Raw genomic sequence first — 13,792 nt, 5'->3', positions numbered from 1 at the left:
ATCGAAGTATGAGGATTAGTAAATTCGTTTTTAGTTTATTCTGTAGTATATGTTTGTTTATCGTTTCATCATGCAGCGATAGTACGGACGATATTATTACTGATGAAGATGGGGTTGACGATAATACTGAAGTTGTTATTGATGACGATTTTGAGACCAACTCCCGGGATTCTGTGTTTTCGAATGCAGTAACTATTACCTTTTCTGATAATACAGCTATAATTACGAACCCATATGAAAATGATGGAGTAAGTATTACCCAAAGCAATGGCAATGTGGTTGTTACCTCTACAAATCTGGTAACAGAAATTAATTACGTCTTGTCAGGGAGCATACAAAGCGGTTCATTTAAGATTTATAGCGATTATAAATTCGGACTTATGATGAACGGGGTGGATATTACCAGTGGCGATGGCCCTGCTCTCAATGTTCAATCCGGGAAAAAAGTGACTGTAACTCTCGTAAACGGAACAAACAGCAGACTTATCGACAGTAGTACTTATACGGCTTACGCTGATGAAGATATGAAAGGTACATTCTTTAGTGAAGGACAATTGAACTTCGAAGGAGAAGGAAGCCTGCTTGTTTATGGAAGATATAAACATGCTATTTGCAGTGATGATTATATAAGAGTGAAAACAGGAAATATCACAATAGCCACGGCCGTCAGTGATGGTATCCACGCCAAAGATTATTTCCGTATGGATGGCGGAACCCTGAATATTAAAGCTTTAAGCGATGGCATCGATTGCGACGAAGGATATATTCGGATAGATGCCGGAGATATTACAATAAACAGTAGTGATGATGGCATTGTAGCTTCATATGAAGATGCCGATACGACCATCGATCCATATATAACTATCGGTAATGCGACCATAAATATTACTACCACAGGCCAAAAGGCTCAGGGTATAAAAAGTGACTTAGGCTCTTTATCGGTTACTGCCGGAACAATCAACATAACCACTAAAGGGACTGCTGCCAAGGCCTTCAAGACAGGGGGCGATATGAACATAAGCGGAGGCAATATGACATTGATTACAACCGGAGATGCTTTTTATGATACGGATGATAAAGATATATCATCTGCGGCAGGTATAAAGTGTGACGGCAATCTGACCATTGATAAAGGAACAATCACTATAGAAAGTTCCGGCGCAGGAGGGAAAGGTATCAGTGTAGACGGCGAACTTGTCGTTAATGGAGGAACTATAAAGGTCACAACAACAGGAGGCCAGTTTAAATACGGTTCGGACGATACTGCCGCCAAAGCTATAAAAAGCGATGGAAACCTGACTGTCAATAGTGGAAACATCACGATCAAGACCTCCGGCGTGGAAGCTGAAGGACTGGAAAGTAAAAAGACCCTGACTATCAATGACGGCACAATAGAGATAGAGGCATATGATGACTGTATCAATGCATCCAATCACATAGGAATCAATGGCGGAAATATATACTGTTATAGTGAAAGTAATGACGGGATCGACTCTAACGGTACATTGACCGTTACGGGGGGAGTTGTCGTTTCGTCGGGTACAAAATCTCCCGAAGAGGGTTTCGACTGTGATAACAACACGTTCAAGATTACTGGCGGAATACTTGTAGGTACCGGCGGGGCAACCAGCAACCCAACAGCGAGTGTCAGTACCCAACGGTCGGTTGTTTATGGAACCACAGGTACAGCCAACCAGATTATACATATAGAATCTGCGGACGGAAAGAGTGTACTGACTTATAAAATACCACGTACATATTCACCGCTGACGCTATTGTTCAGTAGCCCCGATCTGGCAGCAAATACAAGTTACACCATATATACAGGCGGAAGCGTTTCGGGCGGAAGCGATTTCCACGGACTATATACAGGAACGACATATACAAAAGGTACGGCAGCTACGACTTTTACAACAAGTTCTATGCTGACAACTATCGGAACATCTTCAGGAGGGCCGGGAGGACGGCCCTGATTAATACGTTTTTTAGGTTAATTGTAGAGAGCTATTCCGGGATGGAATGGCTCTTTATCTTTTTCAGATAACTTTATCTATATATAAAAACAGTACTATATACTGATTTCCGGAGAGAATTATTACTGAGATTAATCTAAAATGATAATTTGTATATATCGGATTTTAATAATATACTTGTATAAGAATAAACCGTTTATAAAATTTAGCTGTATGAAACAAGCTATTTGTTATATCTTGATTTTATTGACTGCCACATCCTGCAGTTCTACTTACTTCTTTTCTACATTGAATACGAATAATGAATATGTAGAAAAAGTAGACAACGGAGATTTTCTTCTTGAAACGGATAGTTTATGGATTGCCTATTGTTTCAAGGGAGAAAGCGCTCCCATACAGATTACGGTTTTCAACAAGCTGTCTGTTCCGTTGTATGTAGATTGGCTACGCTCTGCTCTTATATTGGATGGCACAGCATATTCATATGCCAAAGACAAACTTAATTTCTCAGGAAATGCTGAAGTATTCATGGATAATTACAATCTTTCGCCTGATAAGACATACAGTTTTGCAGACGGAAGTTTTGCCGGAGATATAGAATCGCCTCAAAATATCAGTTTCATACCTCCCAAGACCATGATTAGCTATATTCCGTTAAGGCTGAATATGAATTTCGATAAATTGGACAAGAAGCTTTATCGAAATTCTTATCTGGGAGATAAAGACAGTAATGCTATAAAAGTAAAGAGGATAGATTACTCCGAATCTGACAGCCCATTACACTTCGAAAGTTATCTGACTGTTTATGCCCGGCCTGAACATCCTATGACATTCCAGCAAAGCTTCTATATGTCGAATTTAATTAAAACCCAGTCTATAAAGCCATCTAACCTTCCGGGAGATATGGCTGAGAGAGGAGATTTCTTTTATATAGAAAAACCTGCTAACAATACTTTCTGGGAGATACTGTTGGGCACAACCCTCGTTGTTGGAGCAGTCGCAATTGAAGTTGCTGTTGACGCAAATACCAGATATTAGAAAATCACCCCTCCAACAGTTTAACAGCATCAATGTAGCGGGCTATTCCCCGCGCCACTTGCTTAGCTTCACGCATAGCTAAAACAACAGTCTGTGGCGTATGCACGACATCCCCTCCGGCAAAGACTCCTTTACGGGTGGTCATACCGTATGGATGTTCTTTAGTTATTACATAGCCGCTATCATTCACTTCAATACCCAAGGATGTAGACACTATACGGTTGGCTGGCTTTGAGCCGATAGCAATGAAAACACGTTCCATAGGCATTATCTTTTCCCCTTTTGGAGTTTCAACACGGATAGCTTTTAATGTATTATTCTCACCAATACACTCCACAGTTCTGCTCTCCCATAAGAACTTCACACCCTCTTCCACCGCTTCGTTATATTCGGTCTTTAGCGCAGGCAATTCATCTTCTGTCTTGCGATAAATGATATTTACCGAATTCGCTCCCATCCTCAAGGCCGTGCGGGCAGCATCCATAGCTACATTTCCGGCGCCGATAATCGCCACATTCTCTCCCTCTACCAAAGGAACTGCATTTCTGCTTATATCGCCGTTATTATATAGATTGACCATCCTGAGAAAATAAGAAGACTGCAATACCTTATACAGATTAATTCCGGGGATATTCAGTCTATTGGGGACAGAGGTTCCCGAGCCTATAAAAACAGCATCAAATTCATGTGACAGCATTTCATCGACAGTCATTTTTTCTCCAACAAGGAAGTCATTTATGAAAGTAACACCTAAAGCCTCTATTTTCTTGATCTCTCTTCGAACAATATCCTTAGGGAGCCGGTATTCCGGTATGCCATACATCAATACTCCTCCGGGTTCCTTTTGTCCTTCAAACACAACTACATTAAATCCTTCCCGGGCCAGGTCTCCGGCAACAGTCAGTCCTGCCGGTCCGGAACCTATCACTGCCACTTTCCCTCTTGTCTTGGGTTTCAAACGCTCTTTTATGAGATTCATGTCACTGTCGAAGTCTGCGATAAACCGCTCCAATTTGCCTACTCTTACGGGATTGTCTTTTTTATTAAGGATACAATGACCTTCGCATTGTTTCTCATGAGGACATACCCTCCCGCATATAGCCGGAAGATTGCTCTTCTCATTTATTATTTGCATTGCCGCACCAATATTTCCCATTGACAGCTGATTCACAAAACCCGGAATATTATGTTCTATAGGGCAACCCTGTATGCATAACGGATTTTTACAGTTAAGGCATCGTTTGGCCTCATCAATAGCTTCCTTAGCTGTATAACTTACATTTATTTCAGCAAATTTATTACTTCTCATTTTCTCTTATATTATCAATTTAATCTATTTTGCAATATATACATTACAAATATATATACTTTTTTGTCATGCATAGATTGCAAAATAAACTTTTTTTTTAAAAAAAAGGAATAATAAAAGAGAATTACGGAGATAGAATTTTACTTATTAAAAAGTAAAATCCGGAATCAGTCATTCCTACATCCTTCATCCTTTCTATACAGATAATTTTTTTAGAAAAAAATAATAAATGAGAGTGGTAAAGTTGGTAAAATATTAATTTCAAGGCTTAAATCGGTCAACTTAACTAAGGCCTACATCGAAAAAAGGTTAAACAAAGTTAACAAACATAAGAAAAACACCAAAACATGTTTTATAACATAAAAATCGATTATCTTTGTACTGTGTTTTTCATGGTATTAGATTTAAGGTTAACAATGAAGATTGGTTGTCGGGATGACAACCTTTTCTTTTTTATGGAAGTTCCTTTCTGAAAATACTGAAATTCACGCTTCCATATACTCTCTTTTCCTCAAATAATGGTAACCCGGAAAAATCATAATCTTTCGGATGCTCCAGTATAAATATGCCTCCCGGCTTTATTAAATCCTTTTCAAACACAATACGCGGAACATCCAAAAAGTTTTTCATATCATAAGGAGGGTCTGCAAAAATAAGATCGAATTGCTCCCTGCATCTTTCCAAATAACTGAAAACATCCATTTTAAGCAATAACAATTCTGATTTTATCTTCAATTCCTCTTTTGTTTTTTCGACGAATGATGCGTGGTTGAAGTTTTTTTCAACACATGTGACCTGCGGGCATCCTCTCGATACCAATTCGAAACTTATCCCTCCTGTCCCTCCGAATAAATCGAGAGCAATGGTATCTTCCCAATCTACCGTATTATTCAGCACATTAAAAAGATTCTCTTTTGCAAAGTCCGTCGTAGGCCGCGCTTTAAAACTCTTAGGCGGGTCGAATCTACGCCCCTTATATTTTCCGCTGATGATTCTCATAATGCTAATGCCAATAAATCGAGTGGAGCCTTTTGAGCATCCTCATTCCATAAATATATTTCGCTTGGAGCATTTATCCTTTCTATATTCTTAATATACTCCTGTAGCCGGATAACAACCAGTTCGTCAGGTTTCCCGCTGATATATATATAATCTTCCTGTTGATTAAAACCACAATTTTCCCATAATTTAAGAATATAATATACCTGATTGGCTGCCGGTTCGTTTTCATAAGTCAAACAATGGACAAGCTTTGAGCCTGAAAAACAAATAATATCCATAAAGTTACCGTGAAAATTCAAATACACCCTCGACCTTAAGTTTATTACTCCCCCCCTGCCCTCTAATAGATTAATAAGCAGATTGGAATGATGAAAAAAGTGAGGATTCCATAAATTACGCGAAAGAAACTCAAAAATATCTTTCTCTACATTAAACAAGCTTATAACATCCTGTTTTTCAATCAATCCTGACATCAATTGTCCGGCTTCCTGATTATGTGTAAAATTATATAATCGATCTTTCTCCTTTATGTTGAAATAAGATGCAGGAACCAGTTCATAGTCAGGAGAAACAATAATAACATTTGACTGTTTAAATTCCTGAGTAAGAAAATTCAGATCAAAAATAATCCGCTGAATATTACCTAATAATTCATCATTAGCCGAAAATGTAGTTTCACGAAGACAATATCCTTTCCCATTCTCCGGATCGGAAATAGAAAACATAAATTCATCCGTTTTTATACGGATGGATAAAACGTATTTTTCTGACTGTCCAAGATCTATATTTTCCGGTAAAAACATATTTTAATTTTATATTGCAAAGTAAACAGAATAATATTCATTCATACATATTACCCAATACTTATTACTCTTTCTCCAATCTATAGATAAATCTTTTTATAAAGATTGATATATTTCCCTGATTTAATATGTACAAAGTTAGAAAAAGAAATTTTTATCCACTATTTTTGAACTTCAATTCACTTAACCCTCCATTATGATCAATAGATTCTTTCTGGATAAGATAAAGCAGAATTTTCCATTCGAACCTACTTCCGAACAAGCTACCGCTTTGGTAAAGATCGTGGATTTTCTTTTTTTACAAAAAGAAGAATCTTTATTCTTATTGAGAGGTTACGCGGGTACGGGTAAATCTTCCCTTTTAGGAGCATTGGTAAAAACAATGACCGAATTTAAGCAAAAAACCGTCTTACTCGCCCCTACGGGACGTGCAGCCAAAGTTTTCTCCTCATACTCCAGCCACCCTGCATTCACTATTCATAAGAAAATATACCGCCAACAAAAGTATTCCGGTGACTTCGGCAGTTTCGGAATAATGGACAATCTGCATAAAGATACTTTATTTATTGTCGATGAAGCTTCTATGATAAGCAACAATGGGCTTGATTCATCCGTTTTCGGTACGGGGCGATTACTCGATGATCTGATTCATTACATTTATTCGGGAGAAAATTGCCGGTTATTATTGATTGGCGACTCTGCCCAGCTACCGCCTGTAGGAGAAGACGGCAGCCCGGCATTACAAACCGATGTACTTACCGGATACGGACTGGAAGTGCGTGAAGCTATGTTATCACAAATCGTCCGTCAGGCCGAAAGTTCCGGTATATTATATAATGCTACCAATATCCGGAATGCGCTTAACAAAGGGAAAACAGAAGCTTATCCTAAGCTAAAGCTAAAAAAGTTCACAGACATTGTCCGTATATCGGGGGAAGACCTTATAGATGAAATATCGGCGGCCTATGATCGTGACGGATTGGAGAATACTATGATTATTTCCCGTTCTAATAAACGTTCCAACATCTACAATCAAGGTGTAAGAAACCGCATACTCTACCGGGAAGAAGAACTCTCTGCTGGCGATATGCTGATGATTACCAAGAACAATTACTTCTGGACTGAGAACACTGAAGGCATAGACTTTCTTGCCAATGGCGAAATAGTAGAAGTATTGCGTGTCCGCGGCGAACAGGAGTTGTATGGTTTCCGTTTCCGGGATGTATTGGTAAAGAGCATTGATTACGATATAGAACTGGAGCTAAAAATACTGATGGATACGCTTCATTCCGATGTGGCAGGACTTACACGCGAACGTTCCGAAGAACTATTCGTGAATGTAATGGAAGACTATGCCGATATATCTACCCGTGCAGGCAAGATGAAGAAGCTGAAAGTAGATCCCTATTATAATGCGGTACAGGTTAAATTTGCTTACGCCGTAACCTGTCATAAAGCTCAAGGGGGAGAATGGTCTAATGTATTTCTCGACTTAGGCTATATCTCGGAAGAGCATCTTGGTGTAAACTTTTACCGGTGGCTATATACTGCAATTACCCGGGCCAGCGCAAAATTATATCTGGTTAATCTGCCCGATGAATTTGTATAGGATAAAATGATATGAGTAGCCATTTATAGCAAATTTCAGCCAGCGAAAGGTAATTTCCGGTCAATCTTAATCACTCATATTCATTTGTGCACAGATGGCTTCTATTCTTCAAAATATATGCATTATATTTGAAACGTCCGGAACATTTATCCGTTCCTATCTGAAGAAATCCAATTTATATATTATGAAGAAAACAGAACCATTATTGCTTTCCATTATCCTTTTTCTAATACAGTCTATCTGTATTAATATATCAGCTCAGAACCCCAATACATATCAGAATCCGGTAATCAATACCAGCTTACCCGATCCTACTATCATCAAGACTAAAGATGGTAGCTTTTACTTATATGCAACCGAAAATACCCGCAATATACCTATCTACAAGTCAGATAATCTCACCGACTGGACATTCACCGGCACTGCCTTTACAAATGATACCCGCCCTAATTTCGAACCGAAAGGCGGATTATGGGCACCCGATATCAACTACATCAAAGGGAAATATGTCCTATACTATTCCATGTCGGTATGGGGCGGCGAATGGACATGCGGCATCGGTGTTGCCGTATCCGATAAACCGGAAGGGCCGTTCCTCGATAAAGGAAAGCTTTTCCAAAGTAAGGATATAGACGTCCAGAACTCCATCGACCAGTTCTATATAGAAGACAAAGGCAAGAAATACCTTTTCTGGGGCAGCTTCAGAGGTATTTATGCCATTGAACTTGACAAGGATGGCCTCAACCTGAAACCGGACGCCACCAAAAAGCGGATAGCGGGAACTGCTTTCGAAGGAACATATATTTACAAGAAAGGAAAGTACTATTATATGTTCGCGTCCATTGGCAGTTGTTGCGAAGGAATAAAGAGTACCTATCAACTTGTTGTAGGACGATCCAAATCTCTATTTGGCCCATATGTGGATAAATCGGGAAAAGACATGATGGACAACGGATATTCAGTTGTCATAGGCTCCAATTCCCGGTTCGTAGGCAATGGCCATTGTTCCGAGATAGTACAGGACAAGAAAGGAAACGACTGGATTTTCTATCATGGAGTAGATGTGGAAAATCCTAAAGGCCGTGTATTATTGCTGGACCAGGTAAAATGGGATAAAGAAGGATGGCCATATATAGAAGGTGGCAGTCCATCACTATCTGCCGACAAGCCTGTATTTTAAAAGAGAAGCTCCTTTAGAAAAGGGATCTGTCACTTAAAATTGGTCTTTATATAGTCTGTCATCTCAAAGTCTTTCTTCATTTCCGGTTTACCGATCTGCTGTACTTCCGTATGAATCATAAGTGGCTGCCTGCCAGCCACATATTTTTCCAGGAAGCTGTCTATTTCCTGTAAGTTGGAAGTCATCGGACTCTCTGATATTTCGTGCGCCGCATTTTTCACATCAAAGAAATAATAAGGCGAAGCTATCTTATTTAGCTGTCCTGCAATATATTTCGATCCGTAAAAGCCGTAGTTATAGAGCTCTATCTTATCATAAGGTACATTACTATCGGCATCGCCATGGAATAACTGTATCGGAGCCGGAGGCGTCTGCCACTGCAACTCCCCGTCGATACTGAATATTGCGCCGGCAAAAGAGATAATCCCGGCATAATTAAACCCAACAGGAAGTTTCCCTGTTACTTTTGCCCGGGTACAGATAGCATATTCGCCGTGTAAAACAGATACGGCACCTGCGCTGGAACCATTGGCAACAATCATATCCTTATCAATATTCCAATCTCCGGCATTATCCACTACAAAAGCCGTGGCATCGAAGAGGTCTTCCACTGCCATAGATATACTTTTATTAAGAGCGGCTACGATACGCATCGGGTCCTGGGTATTCAGGCTCTTCATTCCCAGCCTGTAATCAATAGAAACTACGGTAAAGCCTTTATTCGCCAAATGATTGAAATACCCAATGTAATTCTTATTATCACGAACCCCTCCGACAAAACCTCCTCCAAACATAAAAACAATGCATGGCTTTTCTTTTTCCGGCCCGGGCAAATCATATTTATCGAGACGAAGGGTGTCTGTCCCTTTTATGGAATAGATATATGTCTCCTTCCTTAGCGGGTCATTTGCTCTAATAGTAATACTTAGTAATAATAAAGCCGACAAAATGGATATAAGGCTCTTTCTCATAAGGCTGACTAATGTGTTATTTTATACAGTAACTCTTTTAGCAATTCCCCATCGGGCGTAGATACATTATCCACCCCTTTGCATTTAGCGTCGTATGTTCTCAGCAGGCTAAGTATCTCCATACATTTAAAAGCATTGTAGTTGCGTATTGCCGCAACATAATCTTTTGCCTGATATGGATTCCTGAATCCCAGTTCGGCGGCGATACCCTGCTCTGTTTTATTCTTTGCCCAGTAGCATATCATCAGGTTGCTGAAGAAGTTGAAAAGAACTACCAATGTCACAATCAAAGGATTGTTCTTGGGATTCTTTTCAAAATAATCCGCTATCTGGTTTACTTTGAACGTATTCTTTTCTATAACAGCCTTTAGCAACTCGAAGTTGTTAAAATCCTTACTTATACCAATATTCTCTTCTATCAGATTAGGAGTAACCTGTGTCTGGCCTCCCGGTATGGCAATCAGCAACTTCGCTATCTCATTTGTCAGTTTGCTCAGATCGTTTCCCAGATAATCGGATAGCATCTGTGCCGATTTCGCATCTATAGCCAGCCCTTTTTGTTGCATGTAAGAAGAAATGAAGGCCGGTATTTTATATTCCGGTATCTTCTTCGACTCGAACACTATACCGTTCTTATCTATTTCCGCATACAGCTTCTTACGTTTATCCAGCGTCCCGTTCTTGTAGTTGAGTACAAGGACGGTTGTATGAAGCGGATTCTTTGCATAAACCTCCAGTTCCTCTATTTTAGTCAGATTTTGAGCTTCTTTTATAACAATCAACTGATAATCGGACATCATCGGAAAACTACGCGCCATAGTAATAACAGAAGCCACATCGGTCTCCATTCCATAGCGGATAGTTTGGTTAAAGTCCTTTTCTTCCTCGGGCAGTACCGTACTTACCAGCATATCTGTTATCTCGTCGATGTAATACGGCTCGTCACCCATCAATAAGTAAACAGGCTTAAATTTACGGGCTTTTATATCGGCTATAATTTGCTCAAAAGTCATAGTCCTTATTCAAATTTCAGGTGTTTAACGGTTTGCCCGTTGTTTATCAGTGTTGTAAGAGATTCTATGCCTATAAGGACATGTTCATCCACAAAACTTTTAGTGACCAGGCTGTCACTTTTTTCAGTTTTCACACCATCCGAAATCATTGGCTGGTCAGATACCAACAGCAACGCTCCGGTCGGAATCTGGTTAGCAAACCCGCAGGTAAACAATGTCGCCGTTTCCATATCCACAGCCATTGTACGAATCCGCCTTAGATAGTCTTTGAATACATCGTCATATTCCCACACCCGGCGATTGGTGGTATATACTGTCCCCGTCCAGTAATCGCGGTTGTGATTACGGATAGTGGACGATACCGACCTCAACAGGCTGAAAGCGGGTAAAGACGGCACTTCGGGCGGAAAATAATCGTTCGATGTCCCTTCTCCCCGGATAGCCGCGATGGGCAATATATAATCTCCCAGATTGTTATGTTTCTTTATCCCTCCGCATTTGCCTAAAAACAATACGGCTTCGGGCTCAACGGCACTTAGTAAGTCCATTATGGTGGCCGCATTGGCGCTTCCCATACCAAAATTAATAATGGTAATACCATTAGCCGATGCATTCGGCATATTGCCGTCGAGCCCTACAATAGGCACGTTGAAATGACCGGCAAACACCTCTACATACTTTGCAAAATTGGTTAGTAATATATGTTTGGTAAACTGTTCTAACGGCCTTTTGGTATACCTTGGAAGCCAATTGTCTACAATTTCTTGTTTTGTTTTCATATTAACTTTACTTTTGTTTTAAGATACAACAAGTATCTTTTATTTTTTGTTGTACAGGATTAACAAAGGTAACAAATGTTGGATTTAAATCTGCCCCCTTTCAATATAAATGTAAAAAAAACGGACGGAAGACTTAGCGTTTTCGACAGGCTACGTCGTAAGTTTGTGACACTTACACCTGAAGAATGGGTACGCCAGCACTTCATTAATTACCTGATAACGGAGAAGGGGTATCCGCAGGCCTTAATAGCTAACGAGATACAAATCAACCTGAACAATCAGAAACGCAGGTGTGATTCCATCGTTTACGATAAAACTATTTCCCCTCTGGTCATAGTCGAATATAAATCACCGGATGTGGAAATCACTCAGGCTGTTTTCGACCAGATAGTAAGATACAACATCGTACTGAAAGTAAAATACCTGATTGTATCCAACGGGCTTAGCCATTACTGTTGCCGGATGGATTACAGCACACAAACATTCGAATATCTTGCCGATATACCAACATATACAGAATTATAGCTTTCCGGAAAATTACATATTTTAACCATATATAGTTAAAAAGTAACAAAGGTAACAGAAATATCAGTTAACAGTTAGCAGTAAACAGTATTTCACGCAGAGACGCTAAGGCGCAAAAGGTTACAAAGGTTACAGGTTTTATAGCTATTTCGCCCCTACAGTTTCCCAAAAAGTAACAAAGGTTACACCTTTTCATTCATTTGCTAATTTACCAATCTGCCAATCAATCTTTCAAAGAACTCACAAAACATATAGATAAATATATCCGGCAAATACGCGCAATTACACCACAAAAAAGGCTTCTCATACGAGAAGCCTTCACATATCTTAATTATATTTAGTCCGAGATTATTCAGCAGGAGGTGTCGCCGGCTGCTCTGTAGCAGGTGCAGGTGCACTATTGCTTGGTATAGCAGGCAGTGTTGTCGACATATCAGGAGCACCTGTATTAACAGGAGCAGGAGCGCCTACTTCCGGTTGAAGAGTAGTTGTCGCTTTCGGTCTAATCATAACACAAACGATACTCATCACCATGATGAAACCAGCTAGTCCCCAAGTTGCTTTTTCAAGGAAATCGGTAGTTTTACGAACACCCATAATGGCGTTTGATGATGAGAAACCTGATGAAAGGCCACCACCTTTAGAATTTTGAACAAGAACTATCAGTACTAAGGCAATCGCTGCAATTACAATTAATACAGTAATAAGTGTAATCATTTTGTATCTTTAAATTTCGAATTTATAATCAGTTTTTCCAAAAAACTCAATTGGTCTGCAAAGTAAATATTTTTTTTCGGATAATTCAAGCTTAAGTGTTTAATAATTTTGTATGCTTTCTCATACTTCTTCTGTTTTATATAGATTTTCGCCAATGTCTCGGTAAAAAATACATCTTCGTCCAGTTCATCATCTTTTTCTTCGGCTTTTTCCACATCATCCGATAGGGGCTCGTCGTCTCCGCTTATTTGTATGCGGATACCTCCTTCCATCTCCGAACGGGTAATAAATGTATCTATGATGTTCTGATGTTTCAGACCTGAAGATTCTTCCTGAACCGGAATATCTTCATCCGGCACAGAAGTCACCTGCATATAAGTAAAATAATCTGTAGTAGCGAGACTTGAATGCGAAATGCTATACTCCAGATCAGCATCCGTATCATTATTTCCTTTCAATTCAAAAAAAGCATTCAATAACAGACTGGTTTTATCTTCACTCACCTCATTTTTTCCCGTCTGACGGAAAAACGAGTCGTACTCATCGCTCAAAATATAATAAAATAAAGCCTTGCGGTCGTTTACGAAAATACTGAACTTACCAAGTTCTTCCTGAAAATTTTCAGGCTCGAATAGATACACTGACTTCAGATAAGTAAATATACCCGTCTGTGAATATGGATATTCTTCAATAAAAGCCTTTAGGGGCTGTATATCCTCTTGCGAAGGATTTACGCCTTTTCCGGTCAGTTTATAGAATTGTTGAATATCCACTTTTATTAAATTAATTAGCTAATATGCCGATATGCCAATGTGTAATATATAAATAATGACCTATTTATCGCTTCGCGCCAATTAGCATATTTCCTCATTG

Annotated in this window: 13 protein-coding genes; 5 read left to right on the top strand and 8 right to left on the bottom strand. The window is 39.4% G+C overall.

What is annotated here, in order from left to right; all coding sequences use genetic code 11:
* Positions 1–8: 8 nt before the first annotated feature.
* Positions 9–1,973, top strand: a complete 1,965-nt coding sequence (locus B3317_RS01300) for a carbohydrate-binding domain-containing protein (RefSeq protein WP_291107716.1) — start codon at positions 9–11, stop codon at positions 1,971–1,973.
* 213 nt (positions 1,974–2,186) lie between these two features.
* Positions 2,187–3,011 (top strand): hypothetical protein, encoded by an 825-nt coding sequence (locus B3317_RS01295; RefSeq protein WP_291107713.1) that lies wholly within the window; start codon positions 2,187–2,189, stop codon positions 3,009–3,011.
* A gap of 4 nt (positions 3,012–3,015) precedes the next feature.
* On the opposite strand, the gene B3317_RS01290 is transcribed toward B3317_RS01295, so the two are convergent.
* The 3 genes from B3317_RS01290 to B3317_RS01280 all read right to left on the bottom strand — a co-directional run bounded on the left by B3317_RS01290 (position 3,016) and on the right by B3317_RS01280 (position 6,125).
* Positions 3,016–4,320 carry an NAD(P)-dependent oxidoreductase gene (locus tag B3317_RS01290; RefSeq protein ID WP_291107710.1) on the bottom strand — a complete coding sequence of 435 codons (1,305 nt, stop codon included), beginning with the start codon at positions 4,318–4,320 and terminating at the stop codon, positions 3,016–3,018.
* A 453-nt stretch (positions 4,321–4,773) separates the two neighbouring features.
* Positions 4,774–5,319, bottom strand: a complete 546-nt coding sequence (locus tag B3317_RS01285) for an RsmD family RNA methyltransferase (protein WP_291107707.1) — start codon at positions 5,317–5,319, stop codon at positions 4,774–4,776.
* Positions 5,316–6,125: a DUF3822 family protein gene (locus B3317_RS01280; RefSeq protein WP_291107704.1), complete on the bottom strand. Its 810-nt coding sequence runs from the start codon at positions 6,123–6,125 to the stop codon at positions 5,316–5,318. Before B3317_RS01280 ends, B3317_RS01285 begins: the two co-directional genes overlap by 4 nt.
* 196 nt (positions 6,126–6,321) lie before the next feature.
* On the opposite strand from B3317_RS01280, the gene B3317_RS01275 reads away from it, so the two are divergent.
* A complete protein-coding gene (locus B3317_RS01275) occupies positions 6,322–7,734 on the top strand; it encodes an ATP-dependent DNA helicase (RefSeq protein WP_291107701.1) in 1,413 nt (470 codons plus the stop codon).
* A gap of 184 nt (positions 7,735–7,918) precedes the next feature.
* Positions 7,919–8,914, top strand: coding sequence for a family 43 glycosylhydrolase (locus B3317_RS01270; protein WP_291107698.1), 996 nt, complete (start codon positions 7,919–7,921; stop codon positions 8,912–8,914).
* A gap of 29 nt (positions 8,915–8,943) precedes the next feature.
* Here the strand turns inward: B3317_RS01270 and B3317_RS01265 are convergent, their stop codons facing one another.
* The 3 genes from B3317_RS01265 to B3317_RS01255 are packed head-to-tail and all read right to left on the bottom strand — an operon-like array spanning position 8,944 to position 11,677.
* The gene (locus tag B3317_RS01265; RefSeq protein WP_291107695.1) at positions 8,944–9,885 is read right to left on the bottom strand and encodes an alpha/beta hydrolase family protein; all 942 of its coding nucleotides are present in this window, start codon (positions 9,883–9,885) and stop codon (positions 8,944–8,946) included.
* 8 nt (positions 9,886–9,893) lie between these two features.
* Positions 9,894–10,898, bottom strand: a complete 1,005-nt coding sequence (holA, locus tag B3317_RS01260) for a DNA polymerase III subunit delta (RefSeq protein WP_291107692.1) — start codon at positions 10,896–10,898, stop codon at positions 9,894–9,896.
* Positions 10,899–10,903: 5 nt separating this feature from the next.
* Positions 10,904–11,677: an AMP nucleosidase gene (locus B3317_RS01255; RefSeq protein ID WP_291107690.1), complete on the bottom strand. Its 774-nt coding sequence runs from the start codon at positions 11,675–11,677 to the stop codon at positions 10,904–10,906.
* A gap of 75 nt (positions 11,678–11,752) precedes the next feature.
* Between B3317_RS01255 and B3317_RS01250 the strand changes: the two genes are divergently transcribed.
* Positions 11,753–12,202 (top strand): type I restriction enzyme HsdR N-terminal domain-containing protein, encoded by a 450-nt coding sequence (locus B3317_RS01250; protein WP_291107687.1) that lies wholly within the window; start codon positions 11,753–11,755, stop codon positions 12,200–12,202.
* 348 nt (positions 12,203–12,550) lie between these two features.
* Here B3317_RS01250 and secG read toward each other — a convergent pair whose 3' ends face one another.
* Together secG and B3317_RS01240 are read right to left on the bottom strand one after the other, a co-directional pair.
* The gene (gene secG, locus B3317_RS01245) at positions 12,551–12,919 is read right to left on the bottom strand and encodes a preprotein translocase subunit SecG (protein ID WP_291107684.1); all 369 of its coding nucleotides are present in this window, start codon (positions 12,917–12,919) and stop codon (positions 12,551–12,553) included.
* Positions 12,916–13,692, bottom strand: a complete 777-nt coding sequence (locus B3317_RS01240) for a hypothetical protein (protein WP_291107681.1) — start codon at positions 13,690–13,692, stop codon at positions 12,916–12,918. The genes secG and B3317_RS01240 overlap by 4 nt, the downstream gene beginning before the upstream one ends.
* Between the last annotated feature and the right edge of the window lie 100 nt (positions 13,693–13,792).

Source organism: Dysgonomonas sp. UBA7710 (assembly GCF_002482385.1).
Classification (GTDB): domain Bacteria; phylum Bacteroidota; class Bacteroidia; order Bacteroidales; family Dysgonomonadaceae; genus Dysgonomonas.
Note: the sequence above shows the minus strand (reverse complement) of the source record. Positions and strands in the feature narration are given on the sequence as shown.

Coding starts and splice junctions, on each gene's coding strand:
- B3317_RS01300 (WP_291107716.1), top strand. CDS start 9: ATGAGGATTAGTAAATTCGTTTTTAGTTTATTCTGTAGTATATGTTTG.
- B3317_RS01295 (WP_291107713.1), top strand. CDS start 2,187: ATGAAACAAGCTATTTGTTATATCTTGATTTTATTGACTGCCACATCC.
- B3317_RS01290 (WP_291107710.1), bottom strand. CDS start 4,320: ATGAGAAGTAATAAATTTGCTGAAATAAATGTAAGTTATACAGCTAAG.
- B3317_RS01285 (WP_291107707.1), bottom strand. CDS start 5,319: ATGAGAATCATCAGCGGAAAATATAAGGGGCGTAGATTCGACCCGCCT.
- B3317_RS01280 (WP_291107704.1), bottom strand. CDS start 6,125: ATGTTTTTACCGGAAAATATAGATCTTGGACAGTCAGAAAAATACGTT.
- B3317_RS01275 (WP_291107701.1), top strand. CDS start 6,322: ATGATCAATAGATTCTTTCTGGATAAGATAAAGCAGAATTTTCCATTC.
- B3317_RS01270 (WP_291107698.1), top strand. CDS start 7,919: ATGAAGAAAACAGAACCATTATTGCTTTCCATTATCCTTTTTCTAATA.
- B3317_RS01265 (WP_291107695.1), bottom strand. CDS start 9,885: ATGAGAAAGAGCCTTATATCCATTTTGTCGGCTTTATTATTACTAAGT.
- holA (WP_291107692.1), bottom strand. CDS start 10,898: ATGACTTTTGAGCAAATTATAGCCGATATAAAAGCCCGTAAATTTAAG.
- B3317_RS01255 (WP_291107690.1), bottom strand. CDS start 11,677: ATGAAAACAAAACAAGAAATTGTAGACAATTGGCTTCCAAGGTATACC.
- B3317_RS01250 (WP_291107687.1), top strand. CDS start 11,753: ATGTTGGATTTAAATCTGCCCCCTTTCAATATAAATGTAAAAAAAACG.
- secG (WP_291107684.1), bottom strand. CDS start 12,919: ATGATTACACTTATTACTGTATTAATTGTAATTGCAGCGATTGCCTTA.